This is a genomic window from Streptomyces pluripotens (assembly GCF_000802245.2).
Taxonomy (GTDB): domain Bacteria; phylum Actinomycetota; class Actinomycetes; order Streptomycetales; family Streptomycetaceae; genus Streptomyces; species Streptomyces pluripotens.
Window position 1 is genome coordinate 2,495,511 of record NZ_CP021080.1, and the last position, 14,740, is coordinate 2,510,250.

Sequence of the window (14,740 nt, forward strand, 5' to 3'; positions counted from 1 at the left end):
TGGGTGGTCAGTCACCCATATGAGGGGGGCGAGCATGGCACGGGTCTCGGAACAGACGCGCGAGTTGACCCGAGCACGCCTGTTGGAGGCGGCTGCGGTCGCCTTCGCGCGGGACGGACTCGTCGGTGCGAACATCAACACGATCTCGCAGGAGGCGGGTTACGCCAAGGGCACGATCTACAACTACTTCCCCTCGAAGGAAGCGCTGTTCGCGGCCGTTGTACAGGAGGCGTGCGACCGAGCGGTGACCGAAGCCGAGGATCCCGGTCCCGGAGCACCGACCCGCGAACGCTTGCGCGCGCTGGTCAGCGCGGACGTCGCCTGGGCGGCGGGGAACGAGGCGTTCGCGCGGGTCTTCGTGCACGAGGTGTTCAGCGGTGACCCGAACCTCTTCGGCCGGGTGGTCGAGGCCGCCGCTCCCTACACCGACCGTGCCGTACAGGTACTGCGGGAGGGGGCCGACGCGGGCGAGGTACGGACGGACCGCCCGGTGGAAGAACTCGCGCTCCTCTTCAGCGGTATGGGTCTGCTGGCGCTCGCCCAGCACTGGGGCTCGGCCGGAGCCTGGCCCGCGCTTGAGGAGATCCCCGACCTCGTGGTGGACCTGTTCTTCAACGGGGCCCGGCAGCCCGCGCGGACGGCAGCCGCGGGTCGCGACCAGGCGCCGGTCAAGCGCCGCAAGGGCGGGATGGGGGAGCGTGATGGCGGCTGAGCCACTGGTCGCACTCGACCAGGTGAGCAAGGTGTACCGGGGCGGTGAGCACACTCAAGTGGTCCTGGACGGAGTCTCACTGACCATCGATCACGGTGAGATGGTGGCGGTTACCGGCCCGTCCGGGTGCGGCAAGACCACGCTGTTGAACATCCTCGGGGCGTTGGATCGCGCCGACAGCGGCACCGTGCGCTCGTGCGGTCTGGACTTGACCAGGGCCAACCGCAAGCAGCTGACCGAGTATCGGGCCCGTTCGGTCGGCTTCGTGTTTCAGTTCTACAACCTGCTGCCGACCTTGACCGCGGTGGAGAACGTCCAGGCCGGCCTCACCGTGGCCGGCGTGGGGCGCGGCGACGCGGACCGACGAGCACGGCACGCGCTGGCCGACGTCGGACTTGCCGATGCCATGGACAAGTTCCCGGCCCAACTGTCCGGCGGCGAGCAACAGCGGGTCGCCCTCGCACGGGCGTTGGCCAAAGATCCTGCGCTGGTGCTCGCGGACGAGCCCACCGGCAACCTGGACGAGGACTCCGGGGCGCAGGTGATGGCCCTGCTGCGCACGCTCAAGGACAGCACCGGGGTCAGCATCCTCCTGGTCACCCACGACCCCGGGGTGAGCACCGCGGCCGACCGGTCCGTCCGCCTCGAACACGGGCGCGTCCACGCACGGCAGGAGTCGTGATGTTGGTGCGCAAGGCGGTGCGCGACGTCGCCGCGATGGGAGTACGCGCGCTGCTGCTCGTCCTGGTCATCGGCGCCGGAATCGGGACGGCCGGCGGGATCAGCCTCGCGTTGCACGACGTGCGGGCCAGCCGGGACGCCTTCTACCGTGACCAGTCGCTCGCCGACCTGGACGTCCGGCTCAGCCGGACCGTGCCTCGCGCGACCTTGGCCGCCCGCGCCACGGCGGCATCGGCCACCGCGGCCGAGACCCGGCTGGTGGTCGACGGCCTCGCCGTCCACGGCGGCGATCGCGCACCAGCCGAGGTCGTCGGCATGTCCCCGCAAGCCCACCTCGACCGACTCGCGGTGACCGGCGGACACGGGCTGAGCGACACCGAGCCGCGCGGCGCCGTCGTCGAAGCGGAATACGCCCGTCGGGCCGGCCTGCGGATCGGCGACACCCTCGACCTCACTCTGGGTGGCCACCATCTGCCGGTGCGGGTGCGCGGTTTCGCCCGCTCCCCGGAATACCTCCTCGCCACCGCGAACCCGGAGTTCCTGATCCCGCAACCGGGATCGCTGGCGGTGGTCTTCGTGCCCGAGCACGGGCTTGCGACCGCCCTTGACGCCGGTGGACAGGTCAATGACCTCGTGTTGAACCTGCCGCCGCGCTCCTCGCCGAGCACCGCCCAGACGCTGTCCGCGGGCCTGCCCGTCGCCAGCGTCACACCACGCGAGGAGCAGTACAGCCTGCGCTTCACCAACGCCGATCTGCACAGCTTCGCCCTGTTCGTTCCGGTGGTCGGCAGCGTGTTCGCCGCCGTCGGTTTCCTGCTCATCGGGCTGAGCCTGCGCCGCGTCGTCCAGGCGCAACGCCGCGAGCTGGGCACGATGCTGGCCATGGGGTACCGTCGGCCCGCGGTGCTGGCCACCGCGCTGCTGCCCGCTGCAGCGCTCGCCCTGCCCGGCGCGGCGCTCGCGGTCGGGGTCACCATCGGCGTCGCCCGTCTGGTCGCCCACACCTACGCCTCGGCCGTGGGATTCCCCGTCACCGTGGCCACGTTCAGCCCCGCCCTGCTGGGCCAGGCCGCCGCGGTCGCGATCGGCGCGACCCTCACCGCAGCCGTGCTGCCTGCCTGGATGCTGTTGCGTCTACAGCCCGCCGAGGCGATGCGCGGCGAGCGGATCGTACGGTTCGCACCGCCGCGCCTGCTGCGCCGGGCAACCGGCGCGACGGGTCCCGCGGTCAGCTACGCCAGCAGGTCACTGGCGCGTCGGCCGGTCCTCAGCGTGGCTACCGTGCTCAGCCTCGCGCTGGCCATCGGACTCGGCGCGTCGTTGAATCTGCTGATCGACTCGACCAACCGGTCGGTGGACGAGATCTTCGCCGGCCAGCGGTGGACGACAGCCGTCGGTCTGACGCACCCGCAGACCGTTGCCGCGGCCAGGGCCCTGGCCCGGCAGGCGGGCGCCACGGCCGTTGAACCGGTCGCCAAAGGGCCGGGGGTGCTGCGGTCCCCCAACCACAGCACGGACACCGTTCTGGTCGGGCTGTCGGCAGCCCCCCGGTTGCAGCGGCTCCACCTCACATCGGGGCGTCTGCCCGCAGCCGGGCAGATCGTGCTCAGCGAGCAGACGGCTTCCTCCCTGAAGCTGCGCACCGGGCGGCCGGTCGAGGTCACCACCTCGACGGGAACCCGGACCATGACCGTCTCCGGCATCGCCCGAACCCTCGCCGGGGGTCAGACGTACGCACCGTACGCCGATGCCGCGGCGCTGCTCGGACTACCGGGCCAGGCCAACGCGCTCTATCTGAAGGCGCCACCGGCGAGCACACGCACCCTGGGTGCCCACCCCGGCGTCGGCCGCGTCAGCACCCTCGCCACCGCCCGGGCCGGCATGCACGACCTGGTACGAGAACTCACCGGACTCATCAATGTGCTGCTCGCCATCAGCCTTGGCGTCGGGGCGCTGTTCCTGGTCTCCAGCCTCGCGCTGTCCCTGCTCGACCGGCAGGGCGAGTTCGCCACCCTGCGCGCGCTCGGCTATGGCCGTGCCCGCATCATGACCATCCTGGTCACCGAGGCCCTCGTGCAGACGCTGATCGCCGGTGCGCTGGCCGTGCCCGCGGGGATCCTGCTCGCCTGGCCCCTCGCCGACACCATCGGACAGGCCTGGTTCCACATCGGCCTGCACCCCGTGCCGTCGGACTTCGGCGTCGCCATCGCCCTGGCCATGGCACTGGCCGTGGCGGCAGCGATGCACTCCACCCGACAGGTGCTGCGGCTCAACATCGCCGCGGCCGTCCGGGCACGACTCATCGGCTAGTCCGACGGCCGCGCGGGCGCCGAGGGGACACCACGTCCTGGTGACACGGCCGTGCACCGGAGGGTGCAGGACCGTGCCCGGCAGCAGGGAGGACGGCACGGATGTGCGCCCGAGCACACAGCGACCCGCCGTTCCCCGCCCCTCCTTGCCCCTCCCCGCCCCTCCGCGCCTCACCTTTTGACGCCGCCCGGCAGTACGGTGTCCCCCATGCGCCCCGACATGTCTGCCGAGAACGTCGACCACACCGCCGAAGCAGCACGCCTGGAGCGAACCTCCGGCCTGTATCCCGAGGACGCCGAGGCCCTGCTCCTGCGAGCGGCGGCCCACCTGGAACTGTCCGGCGACCGCCCCGCGGCCACCGCGCTCTACGACCGTCTGCTGTCCACCTCCGAATCCTTGGACAGCCCTTCCCTGGTCCGGGCCCTAAAGGCCTCCAACCTCTGGGAGTACGGCCATGATGCGGAGGCGAAGGCGATCATCGAGGGCATCCGCACCACCGCCCCCAGGGACCCTGCCCCCTGGGTGATCGTGGCCGAATCCCTGGAGTCCCACGACGAACTGGAGGCGGCGGCGGAGACCTTCACCGAGGCGGCGGCCCTGCTCCTGCCGGACCCCGGCTCCGGCGTCGCGGAGCCCCCGCACTCCACCCACCCCCTCCTGTACGGCCGCCACCGCGTCCGCCGCATGCTGGGTCTCCCGCACGACGATTGGGACACCCTGGCGGACACCCTCCACTCGTCCCCCGTCTCCCTGGACGAACTCCACGACCCCAAACGCGTCTGGTCCCTCGGCTCGGACAACCCTGCCGAACTCCAGGCGGAGATCTCGCGCCTGCGAGCCGAACTCGGTGCCTACCGAGAGGCCCTCTCCCGCCCCTTCCCGGTGGCGGTCCTCCACTGGCCGGCCGCCGAACTGGCGGAACTCCTGACGGCATACCCGGCCCTGTCCGGGGAGTACCCCTCCCACAACGAGCACCTGTCGGCCATAGAGTCCTCGCTGCGCGAGCTGTCCTCGTCGGGCACCGCCAACCTCGGCATCGTCACGGGCACGGTCCCGTCCTACGAGGCGTTCGCGGCCTCGGAGGGGACGTCGCCGGAGGACCCGGCCCTGCTGCCGCAGTACGCGACGACACTGGCGGCCCGGGGCCGGGCCGTGACCTGGCCGCCGCAGCGGGGGACGGCATGCTGGTGCGGGGCTGCCGAGGGGTACGAAGCCTGCCACGGGCACTGAGGGCGAGGTGCGCAACGGAAAAGCCCCCCGGGGGGCTCACGGTCGCCTGCTCGTGCACCGGCCCTGCGGGCGTCGAGTCGACGGGACGGGTCGTGGCCATCCCTTGAGGCGAGGCAGCCCCCCCGTGTGCGACGCGGCGGCGGTTGACGTCTCTGCGTGAGGCCGACCGTCTGAGCGTTAACCTCAGGGCAGGCTTCGGGGTCTGCAGAGGCCCACAAGGGACACAGGAGGCAGTCATGGCCAGGATCCCCAGCGCGGTCATCGCCGCGACCGGGCTCGTCGGTGGGTACGGCGTTGCCCGCTGGACGAAGAATCGGCAGCTCGGCGGGGCGGTCCTGGCCGCCGCGGGCGTCGCCGCGGCACAGCAGTGGCGCGAGCAGGCGGGCGGGAAGGCGGCCGGTGCGCTGACCGCCGCCTACATCGCCGCCTTCGCCGGGTCGCACCCGCTGGCGAAGAAGGTCGGCGCCTGGCCTTCCGTCTTCGGTGTCGCAGGCGCGGTCGCCCTGGCCTCCTGGGCCGTCGTCGACCGCAAGGTCTGAGCCGCGCCGCCCCTCGCATACGCAACGGCTCGTCCGGGACCGCGGCAGAGCCCTCCCCGCGTCCGGAACGTCTTGCGATCTCGCTCGGCCGGCCTTCCGGAAGCAGTCCCGGAAGGGCCCGGGTGAGTCGAAACCGGTCCGAGCGGCGAGGGTTCCACGGGGTGTGCGGTGTCTCCAGCAGATTCCGGGCTGCGCGCCCGTGGCCGGTACGGCCGAGCAGCGGTGTCGTACGACCCTGCCCGTACGGTGAAGGCGCCCGCAACCTGCACCTCAAGGTGCGGCGACGGGCGCCCGTCGCCGCGCGTGGCGAAATCCCCGGTCCGGGCAACCCCCGCACTTCTGCACGATCGCCCCGTGCCCTACCGTCGCCGCCGTGACCAAGTTCCTGCTCGCCGTCCACGTTCTCGCCGCGATCGTCGCCGTCGGTCCCGTCACCGTCGCCGCCAGCATGTTCCCGCCCGCCGCGCGCCGGGCCCTCGCCGCACCCGGCGACACCGGCGCTGCCGGCACGCTCCGGCTGCTGCACCGGATATGCCGGGTGTACGCGGTCGCCGGTGTCGCCGTTCCCGCGTTCGGGTTCGCCACCGCCGACGCGATGGGCGTGCTCGGTAGCGCCTGGCTGATCGTGTCGATCGCGCTGACCGTCCTCGCCGCCCTCGTCCTCGCCGCGTGGGTGCTCCCGGCCCAAGGCGCCCTGTTGGACGGCGGGGGTACGACCGGGCAGACCGTGCGGCTCGCCCTGTTCACCGGCCTGTTCAACCTGCTGTGGGCCGCCGTGACCGTCCTGATGATCGTGCGCCCCGGCTCCACCACCGGGGCGTGAGCACGACACGTCTCCCGCCGTGCTCACGGGCTGCCCCCGGCCGGAAAACCGCCCCCTACCGGGGGGACGGCGGGCGGAGGAGCAGCCCCGTTCGGCGAAGCCGACCCGGGGCCGACCCCCGCAGCACCCTCCCGGTCAGGCGCCCAGACCTCGCGATACCGCGTAGATCACCAGGCCGGCCAGTGATCCCACCACTGTGCCGTTGATGCGGATGAACTGCAGGTCGCGACCGATGTGCGCCTCGATCTTCCGGGTGGTGTGCTCGGCGTCCCAGCCCGCCACGGTGTCCGTGATCAGGGAGGTGATCTCCTTGCGGTACGTCGTCACGACGTGCACCGCCGCGCCCTCCACCCAGCTGTCGACCTTCTCCTGAACCTTCGGCTCCTCCGCCATCCGCAGGCCCAGCGACAGCAGCGCCACCCGCACCCGCTGCCGCAGCTCACTGCGCTCGTCCTCAGCCGCAGCCACGACCATGGACCGCACGGCGGTCCACGCGGACGCGATCAGGTCCTGCACCTCGCCGCGGCCCAGCACCTCGCCCTTGAGGCGCTCCACCCGTGCCCGTGTGTCGGTGTCGGACTGCAGGTCGGAGGCGAAGTCGGTGAGGAACCGGTCCAGCGCGCCGCGCGCCGGGTGGGACGGCATGTCCCGCATCTCGGTGACGAACCGCAACAATTCCCGGTAGACCCGCTCGCCGACCCTCTTGTCCACGAACCGCGGGGTCCAGCCGGGCGCACCGCCCTCCACCGCACCCATCACGTCCGCGCGGTGCAACACCAGCCAGTCGTGCGCGCGGGCCACCACCAGGTCCACCCCCCGGCGATGCCCTCCGTCGGCGACGATCCTCTCCAACATCTTGCCGATCCCGGGCGCGATCTCCTTGGCGTCTGCCCGCCGCGTGATCGCCTCGCCCACGACCGCCTGCACATCGGAGTCGCGCAGGACCGTCAGGGCTCCCCGGAGGGCGGTGGCCAGTTCCTCCGTCACCCGGTCGGCGTGCTCGGGCTCCGCCAGCCAGGCGCCCAGCCGGCTGCCGATGCCGACCGTGCGCAGCCGCTGCCGTACGACGTCCTGGGAGAGGAAATTCTCCCCGACGAATTCGCCCAGCGAGACACCCAGCTGGTCCTTCTTGGTGGGAATGATCGCCGTGTGCGGAATGGGCAGCCCCAGCGGGTGCCGGAAGAGTGCCGTGACCGCGAACCAGTCGGCGAGCGCGCCCACCATGCCTGCCTCGGCCGCCGCGGCCACATAGTCCGCCCACGCCCCCGCGCCCCCGTGCGAGGCGGTCTTGGCCAGGACATAGACCAATGCCACGAACAGCAACAGACCCGTGGCCGTCAGCTTCATGTGCCGTACCCCGCGACGGCGCTCCTCGTCGGCCGGGGTGAAGGCCGTCATGGTCCGGTACGAGGTGCCCCGGCCGGTTCCCGCCCCCGGTGCGCCCGTCCGCGCCGCCCCCGCCCCCGGCACGTCCGTCCGCGGTGTCCCCGTCTGCGTAGGTTCCATCAGCTCCGGTTCCCTCAGCTCCACCCGTCGGTGCTCCCGCACACAATTGTCCCCTCCCGTCCTACTCCCGGGAGGGGACAGGAGTTCCCGGCCACCGTCCGGACGAGAACACGAACAGGACAGCACTGCGGAAGAACTTCCCCAGAGCCGACAAGCCGCCCATGACGCATCATGAGCTCAGCAGCGTCGAGCCCCGGACTCCCATCTCCTGAGGGGAACCGTACAAACATGGCCAAGCATCATGGTCGTGCCGTACTGGGCACGCTCGTCGCGCTGGTCGTGGCTCTGTCCGCCGCCGTCTACGTCACCGTGGCCACTACCGGCGGCACCCGCCGCATCCGCATGGGCAGCCACCCCCGACACGACTCATCGGCCGCCGGCACCTGGGTGGGCGCCTGGGCCGCCGCCCCCGTCGGCGGTGAACCGGGCACCGAGGCCAACGGGATGGCGGGCCACTCGGTCCGCAACGTCGTTCACGCGAGTGCCGGCGGGAAGAGCGCCCGGATCACCCTGTCCAATCTCTACGGCCGGTCGCCGCTGACCATCACCCACGCCTCCCTCGCGCTCCCGGCCGGTGACGGCACCGCCTCCGCCGGGGCCGCGACGATGCGGCGTCTCACCTTCGCCGGCAGCACCACCGTCATCATCCCGGCCGGCGCCCAGGCCGTGAGCGACGCCGTACGTCTCACCATCCCGCACGACAGCGGCGTCCTGGTCACCACCTACTCCCCCACGCCGTCCGGCCCCGTCACCTACCACCCGCGCGCCCAACAGGTCTCCTACATCGCCGTCGGTGACCACACCGAGGACACCACCGGCGCTCCCTACACCCGCCAGACGCCGTACTGGCGCTATGTGACGGGCCTGGACGTCCTTGGGGAGGAGGCCGACGGTACCGTCGTCGCCTTCGGTGACTCCATCACCGACGGCATCACGTCCACCGTCAACGAAAACCACCGCTGGCCGGACTTCTTCGCCGACCGGTTGCGCGGCGCCCTGGAGGACGGGCGGCACCTGCCCCGCTACAGCGTCGTGAACGAAGGAATCAGCGGCAACCGGCTCCTCACCGACGGCCGCGGCCGGCCCGCCCGGAACCAGAGTGGCCTCGGCCGCTTCGGCCGCGACGTGCTCTCCCGCGCCGGCGTCGAGGTCGTCGTCATCGACCTCGGCATCAACGACATCCTGCGCGGCCCGGAACCCGCCGCCCCGGACGGCATCACGGCCGGCCTGCGCGCCCTCGTCCGCCGGGCCCATGCCCGCGGCCTGAAGGCCATCGGCGCCACCCTGACCCCCTTCCGGGGCCACCACGGCTTCACCCCGGCCCGGGAGGCGGTACGGCAGCGGGTCAACGCGCAGATCCGGGCCGGCCACGTGTACGACGCTGTCGTCGACTTCGACCGAGCCCTCCGGGACCCCCACGACCCCCGCCGGCTGCGCCCCGCATACGACTCCGGAGACCATCTGCACCCCAACGACCCGGGTTACCGCACGATGGCCGCGGCGTTCGACCTGCGCGTGCTGAAGGACGGCGGGCAGGTCGAACCGTTGCCGGGCGCGCCAGGAATACTGGCGGCATGACCCGCTTGATCCTCGCCACCCGCAACGCAGGAAAGATCACCGAGCTGAGGGCGATCCTCGCCGAGGCCGGACTGCCCCACGAACTCGTCGGTGCGGACGCCTACCCCGACGTCCCGGACGTCAAGGAGACCGGCCTCACCTTCGCCGAGAATGCCCTGTTGAAGGCGCACGCACTGGCCCGGGCCACCGGGCTGCCCGCCGTCGCGGACGATTCCGGCCTCTGTGTCGACGTCCTGAACGGCGCCCCCGGCATCTTCTCCGCCCGCTGGGCCGGCCGCCACGGCGACGACAGGGCCAACCTGGAGCTACTGCTGGCCCAGCTCTCCGACATCGCGGACGAACACCGGGGCGCGCACTTCGCGTGCGCGGCAGCGCTGGCGCTGCCGGACGGCACGCAGCGGGTGGTCGAGGGGCGGCTGAGGGGTTCGCTGCGGCACGCTCCGGCCGGCACCAACGGCTTCGGGTACGACCCCGTCCTGCAGCCGGAGGACGAGACCCGGACGTGCGCCGAGTTGAGCCCCGCGGAGAAGAACGCGATCAGCCACCGGGGGAAGGCGTTCCGGGCACTGGTACCCGTCGTACGGGAGCTGCTCGGCTGAACCCTGGTGCGGCCGGAGGGACTCGAACCCTCACGGGAGTTACCCCACTGGGACCTAAACCCAGCGTGACTGCCAATTCCACCACGGCCGCGTGATGCTGCCCGGCCATGCTAGCGGCCGGGCAGCGGATTCAGATCCCCAGATCCTTGATGATCTTCGCCACGTGGCCGGTGGCCTTGACGTTGTACAGGGCGCGTTCGACCTTGCCGTCCTCGTCCACGATCACCGTGGAGCGGATGACGCCGACGACCGTCTTGCCGTAGAGCTTCTTCTCGCCGAAGGCGCCGTAGGCTTCCAGGACCGCCTTGTCGGGGTCTGCCAGCAGTGTGACCTTGAGGGACTCCTTCTCGCGGAATTTCGCGAGCTTCTCCGGCTTGTCGGGGGAGATACCGATGACGTCGTAGCCGGCCGAGGCCAGGACCTGCAGGTTGTCGGTGAAGTCGCAGGCCTGCTTGGTGCAGCCCGGGGTCAGGGCGGCCGGGTAGAAGTAGACGATGACCTTGCGGCCCTTGTGGTCCGACAGGGACACCTGGTTGCCGTCGGCGTCGGGGAGGGTGAAGGCGGGGGCCACGTCCCCCGGCTGGAGTCGCTCGCTCATCGGGCCAGGGTAACCGGGGGGCCTTGCGGTGCGGTGCGGCCATGAGCTGACAGACTGTTCGGAACAGCAGCAGACTTCGGCAGACTTCGGAGGCCGTACGGTGGCGGACACGTCGGACACCAGAACCCCGGCGCAGATCGAGGCGGACATCACGCGCCGCCGCGAAGTGCTGGCCGAGACACTCGACGAGATCGGGGTGCGGGTGCACCCGAAGACGATCGTCGGGGACGCGAAGGCCAAGGTCGTCGCCAACGTCGATCACACAGTCGGCCGGGCGTATGTCCAGGTGAACCGTGCTGTGAGCGAGGTGAGGGCACGGTTCGTGGATGAGGAAGGGGCGCCCCGGCTGGAGCGGATCGTGCCCGTCGCGCTCGTCGTGGTGGGCGTCGTGGGGCTGCTCGCCGTCCGGTCCCGCAAGCACAAGGACTGAACACGGACCGGTCAGAAGCGGGAAGAGCGGCGACCCGGACACGTGCAGTCGTGCCGGAGGCAGGTAGGTTCGAGGCGTGAGCGCCAACAGAAACGAGCACAGCACCCCCCATCACGACAAGCTGCCCATTCGGATGCTGCACGACCGGGTTCTGGTCAAGCAGGAGACCGGTGAGGGCGAGCGACGGTCGGGGGGCGGCATTCTGATTCCCGCCACCGCGGCGGTCGGTCGGCGGCTGGCCTGGGCCGAGGTCGTCGCGGTCGGCCAGAACGTGCGGACCGTGGAGCCCGGCGACCGGGTCCTGTTCGACCCGGAGGACCGGGCCGAGGTCGAGGTGCGAGGCGTGGCGTACGTGCTCATGCGCGAGCGTGATCTGCACGCCGTTGCGGCGGACCGGTTCGAGGGGTCGGAGGACTCCACGGGGCTGTATCTCTGAACCGCCTGCGGCTCATCCCCGATCCACCCCGATCCGTCCTGATCCATCGGCGAATCGCCTCTGATCCTCCGGACGAGAGGGCCGGTGACCATGGTCACCGGCCCTCTCGGTCATTTCGTAGGACTTCCGCTGTCGCCGTGGTGGGGCTGAAGGCGACCAGCGGTCACTGACGTGCGGCCGGCGTCCGACGGGACGCCGGCCGGTCGGCTACAGGCCTCCGGTGCCTGTGCCACCACTGGTTCCGGTGGTACCACCGGAACCCGCGGTGCTGCCGGTGGTACCACCGGAACCCGCGGTGCTGCCGGCATCGGTGGAGCCGCCGATGATGCCCCCGCCGGTGGTGGACCCGGTGGTCGTTCCGGTGCCCCCGGTGGTCGTGCCGCCGTCCGTGGTGCCGGCCCCCGTGGTCCCGCCGGCGGTCGTGTCGCCGCCCGTGGTCCCGGCGCCGGTCGTCCCGCCGGCGGTCGTACCGGCATCGGTCGCGCCGCCGTCGGTGGGGGTGCCGGTGGCTCCGCCGTCGGTCGGGGTGGCGGTGGTACCGCCGTTGTCCTGACCGCCGTCGGTGGTGGTGCCACCGTTGTCCTGGCCTCCCGTGCTGGGCTGGTCCGAGGGACTGGCGCTGGGGAGTTCCTGGACCTGGTCGGCGCCCGGCTGGAGTTCGAGGTCGAAGTTGGCGGCCGGCTTGCCCTTGAGCGCCGCACGCGTGTACTGGGTCCAGATCTGGGTGGGCGGGCCGCCACCGTTCATCCGGAACTGGCCGAGCGTGTGGTAGAGCGGCATGTGCCTGGCCGTCACCGGGTCCTGGCCCATGACGGAGACCACCGTCGCCAGGTCCGGGGTGTAGCCGGCGAACCAAGCGGCCTTGTCGTTCTCGGCGGTACCAGTCTTGCCGGCCGCCGGACGGCCCACGGCCTGCGCGGCCGTGGCGGTGCCGGTCTCGACCACGCTCTGCAGCATGGACGTGGTGGTGTCGGCGGCCTCGCGGGTGACGGCCTGCCTGACCGTCAGTTCGGGCAGCCTGATCTGGTCCGTACCGGCCTTGGAGATCTTCTCGACCATCGTGTACGTGCCGTGCCTGCCGTGGTTGGCGAGCGTCGCGTACGCCTCCGCCATGTCCAGGACGCTGGCGTTGGCGGTGCCGAGCGCCATGGACGGGGACGGGTAGAACTCCTTGGTGTCAGCCGGGATGCCGAGGGCGATCGCGGTCTGTTTGACCTTGGTGGGGCCGACGTCGGCGGCCATCTGCGCGTAGACGGAGTTCACCGACAGGTCGGTGGCCTTGCGCACGGTGATCGGGCCGTACGACCTCTGGTCCTCGTTCTCCGGGCCGTAGGGGGTGCCGCTCCAGCCCTCGACGAGCCGCTTGTTAGTGCCGTCGTAGACCGTGCCCGGGGTGATGTTCCGGCCGTCCTGGGTGGTCGAGCCGTTCTGCACCGCGGACGTGAACACGAACGGCTTGAACGTCGAGCCGACCTGGAAATCTCCGCGGGTGGCGCCGTTGGTGTACTGCTGCACGTAGTCGATGCCGCCGTACATGGCGACGACCTTGCCGGTCTTGGGGTCGACGGAGGCGCCGCCGGCGCGGACGTACTTGTCGGCCGGGTGGTTCTTCTTGTCCAACTTGGAGATCAGCTGATCGTCAACCGCCTTGACGAAGGCGTCCTCCTTGTCCTTCTGGAAGGTGGTGGTGATGCGGTAGCCACCCGTCTGCAGCTGGTCCTTGGTGAGGATGCCGTTCTCGGTGATGTAGTCCTTGACCGCCTCCACGAGGTATCCGCGCTGGCCGGACATGCCGGTGGAGATCGTCTGCTCCTTCGGCATGGGGAACTTCATGCCGGCGCGCTTGGACTCGCTGAGCCAGCCCTTCTTGACCATGCCGTCCAGAACGTAGTTCCAGCGGGCGATGGCCGCCTTCTTGTTCTCCGGGTGGGCGACGACGTCGTACTCGCTCGGCGCGTTGACGAGCGCGGCGAGGTAGGCGGCACGTGCCGGGTCGAGGTCGGCGGCGTCCATGTTGTAGTAGGCCTGGGCGGCGGCCTGGATGCCGTAGGCGTTGCGGCCGAAGTAGACGGTGTTGAGGTAGCCCTCGAGGATCTGGTCCTTGGACTTGTTGCGGTCCAGCTTGATGGAGATGAAGAACTCCTTGGCCTTGCGGGTGAGCGTCTGCTCCTGGGCCAGGTAGTAGTTCTTCACGTACTGCTGGGTGATCGTGGAGCCGGACTGCTTGCCCTTGCCGGTCGCGGTGTTCCAGGCGGCGCGGACCATCGCCTTGGGGTCGACGGCCGACTCGGTGTAGAAGTCGCGGTCCTCGGCGGCCAACACGGCGCGCTGGGCATCCTTGGAGACCTGGGCGAGGCTGACGTTCTCGCGGTTGACCTTGCCGTCGCGGGCCAGCTGGGAGCCGTCGGCGTAGAGGTAGACGTTGCTCTGCTTGGTGGCGAGGGCGTTGGCCGGCGGGATCGGGACCATCGAGTAGCCGAGGAAGAACAGCCCGATGAGCAGCATCACCCCGATGATGAAGGTGCCGAGCACCATGCGCCAGGTGGGGACGAGTCGTCGCCAACCGGTGCGCTTGCGCTTGGGCCGTTTCGACTTCCCGGCCTTGCCCGCGCCTGCGGCGTTCCCGCCGTCTGCGGGGGTGACGGCCGGGGCGGCGGCCGGGGTGACGGCCAGGACGGTGGTGTCCGTATCGGCGGGTTCCGTGCCCGTGCCGGAGCGGTCACCGGTGCCGACCGCGCCCGCTGCACCCGCCGCACCCGCTGCGCCAACTGCACCGGGAGTGGCTGCCTGGGATGCCCCGCCCGCGGCGGCGGCTCCCGCCGCGCCCGCCGCTCGGGGAGCACCGGCGGCCGGGGGCTGCCCGGCCCCGCGGGGGGTACGGGAAGCGCCCCCGGTGGGGTGCGGCTCGTCCGCCGGGGAACTCGCGGCCTGGGCGACGCCACCGGATTCCGCCGGCCGGGGCGCGGTGATGCGCCGGAGCACCTGGGTGGTCTCCGGGGCCCCGGTCTCCCCGGAGCCCTGCGCCGCTCCGGTCTCCGACCCGCCCGGCTGGGCTGACCGCTCGGAAGCGGACCGGGACGCCCGGGAAGCCTTCGGCGGAGTGATACGCCTGAGGATCTGGGTGCTCTCACCCGACTGCGGCTGCTCAGCCCCGGACGGGGCTCCAGAGGCCTGTGACGTCCCGGGGCCGGACTGCGTCCCCTCGTCCTGAGGCGCACCGGAACGGGCGGACGTCTCCTCGTCCCGCGACTTCCCGGAACGGGCGGACGTCCGCTCGTCCCGCGGCCTGCCGGAGCCG

Annotated in this window: 13 protein-coding genes and 1 tRNA gene; 10 read left to right on the plus strand and 4 right to left on the minus strand. The window is 71.4% G+C overall.

All coding sequences use genetic code 11. The annotated features are described in order from the left end of the window. Positions 1–34: 34 nt before the first annotated feature. From LK06_RS11065 to LK06_RS11090, 6 genes are all read left to right on the plus strand, one after another. Positions 35–712, plus strand: coding sequence for a TetR/AcrR family transcriptional regulator (locus tag LK06_RS11065; RefSeq protein ID WP_039649368.1), 678 nt, complete (start codon positions 35–37; stop codon positions 710–712). After that, a complete protein-coding gene (locus tag LK06_RS11070; protein ID WP_039649370.1) occupies positions 702–1,394 on the plus strand; it encodes an ABC transporter ATP-binding protein in 693 nt (230 codons plus the stop codon). The genes LK06_RS11065 and LK06_RS11070 overlap by 11 nt, the downstream gene beginning before the upstream one ends. Further along, complete coding sequence (locus LK06_RS11075) at positions 1,394–3,703, plus strand: ABC transporter permease (RefSeq protein WP_039649372.1); 2,310 nt, start codon at positions 1,394–1,396, stop codon at positions 3,701–3,703. The genes LK06_RS11070 and LK06_RS11075 overlap by 1 nt, the downstream gene beginning before the upstream one ends. A 207-nt stretch (positions 3,704–3,910) precedes the next feature. Further along, positions 3,911–4,933: a hypothetical protein gene (locus tag LK06_RS11080; RefSeq protein ID WP_039657916.1), complete on the plus strand. Its 1,023-nt coding sequence runs from the start codon at positions 3,911–3,913 to the stop codon at positions 4,931–4,933. A gap of 236 nt (positions 4,934–5,169) precedes the next feature. Next, on the plus strand, positions 5,170–5,472 hold the full coding sequence (locus LK06_RS11085; protein WP_039657917.1) for a hypothetical protein: 303 nt from the start codon (positions 5,170–5,172) through the stop codon (positions 5,470–5,472). 373 nt (positions 5,473–5,845) lie between these two features. Further along, the gene (locus LK06_RS11090) at positions 5,846–6,295 is read left to right on the plus strand and encodes a hypothetical protein (protein ID WP_039657919.1); all 450 of its coding nucleotides are present in this window, start codon (positions 5,846–5,848) and stop codon (positions 6,293–6,295) included. A gap of 135 nt (positions 6,296–6,430) precedes the next feature. Here LK06_RS11090 and LK06_RS11095 read toward each other — a convergent pair whose 3' ends face one another. Next, on the minus strand, positions 6,431–7,693 hold the full coding sequence (locus tag LK06_RS11095) for a DUF445 domain-containing protein (RefSeq protein ID WP_039657921.1): 1,263 nt from the start codon (positions 7,691–7,693) through the stop codon (positions 6,431–6,433). Positions 7,694–8,029: 336 nt separating this feature from the next. Here LK06_RS11095 and LK06_RS11100 point away from each other — a divergent pair, with 336 nt between their 5' ends. Next, a complete protein-coding gene (locus LK06_RS11100) occupies positions 8,030–9,379 on the plus strand; it encodes an SGNH/GDSL hydrolase family protein (RefSeq protein WP_052270335.1) in 1,350 nt (449 codons plus the stop codon). Continuing rightward, positions 9,376–9,978 carry an RdgB/HAM1 family non-canonical purine NTP pyrophosphatase gene (gene rdgB, locus LK06_RS11105; RefSeq protein WP_039657923.1) on the plus strand — a complete coding sequence of 201 codons (603 nt, stop codon included), beginning with the start codon at positions 9,376–9,378 and terminating at the stop codon, positions 9,976–9,978. Before LK06_RS11100 ends, rdgB begins: the two co-directional genes overlap by 4 nt. A gap of 4 nt (positions 9,979–9,982) precedes the next feature. Here the strand turns inward: rdgB and LK06_RS11110 are convergent. Together LK06_RS11110 and bcp are read right to left on the minus strand one after the other, a co-directional pair. Then, positions 9,983–10,069: transfer RNA gene (locus LK06_RS11110), tRNA-Leu, on the minus strand. Between the two features lie 39 nt (positions 10,070–10,108). Next, the gene (bcp, locus tag LK06_RS11115) at positions 10,109–10,576 is read right to left on the minus strand and encodes a thioredoxin-dependent thiol peroxidase (RefSeq protein WP_039657925.1); all 468 of its coding nucleotides are present in this window, start codon (positions 10,574–10,576) and stop codon (positions 10,109–10,111) included. A 100-nt stretch (positions 10,577–10,676) separates the two neighbouring features. Between bcp and LK06_RS11120 the strand changes: the two genes are divergently transcribed. Beyond that, complete coding sequence (locus tag LK06_RS11120) at positions 10,677–11,006, plus strand: DUF3618 domain-containing protein (protein ID WP_039657927.1); 330 nt, start codon at positions 10,677–10,679, stop codon at positions 11,004–11,006. 76 nt (positions 11,007–11,082) lie between these two features. Beyond that, positions 11,083–11,442, plus strand: coding sequence for a GroES family chaperonin (locus LK06_RS11125; RefSeq protein WP_039657929.1), 360 nt, complete (start codon positions 11,083–11,085; stop codon positions 11,440–11,442). A 207-nt stretch (positions 11,443–11,649) separates the two neighbouring features. On the opposite strand, the gene LK06_RS11130 is transcribed toward LK06_RS11125, so the two are convergent. Next, positions 11,650–14,115, minus strand: a complete 2,466-nt coding sequence (locus LK06_RS11130; RefSeq protein ID WP_275673842.1) for a transglycosylase domain-containing protein — start codon at positions 14,113–14,115, stop codon at positions 11,650–11,652. Between the last annotated feature and the right edge of the window lie 625 nt (positions 14,116–14,740).

Coding starts and splice junctions, on each gene's coding strand:
- LK06_RS11085 (WP_039657917.1), top strand. CDS start 5,170: ATGGCCAGGATCCCCAGCGCGGTCATCGCCGCGACCGGGCTCGTCGGT.
- rdgB (WP_039657923.1), top strand. CDS start 9,376: ATGACCCGCTTGATCCTCGCCACCCGCAACGCAGGAAAGATCACCGAG.
- bcp (WP_039657925.1), bottom strand. CDS start 10,576: ATGAGCGAGCGACTCCAGCCGGGGGACGTGGCCCCCGCCTTCACCCTC.
- LK06_RS11075 (WP_039649372.1), top strand. CDS start 1,394: ATGTTGGTGCGCAAGGCGGTGCGCGACGTCGCCGCGATGGGAGTACGC.
- LK06_RS11070 (WP_039649370.1), top strand. CDS start 702: ATGGCGGCTGAGCCACTGGTCGCACTCGACCAGGTGAGCAAGGTGTAC.
- LK06_RS11100 (WP_052270335.1), top strand. CDS start 8,030: ATGGCCAAGCATCATGGTCGTGCCGTACTGGGCACGCTCGTCGCGCTG.
- LK06_RS11080 (WP_039657916.1), top strand. CDS start 3,911: ATGCGCCCCGACATGTCTGCCGAGAACGTCGACCACACCGCCGAAGCA.
- LK06_RS11065 (WP_039649368.1), top strand. CDS start 35: ATGGCACGGGTCTCGGAACAGACGCGCGAGTTGACCCGAGCACGCCTG.
- LK06_RS11095 (WP_039657921.1), bottom strand. CDS start 7,693: ATGACGGCCTTCACCCCGGCCGACGAGGAGCGCCGTCGCGGGGTACGG.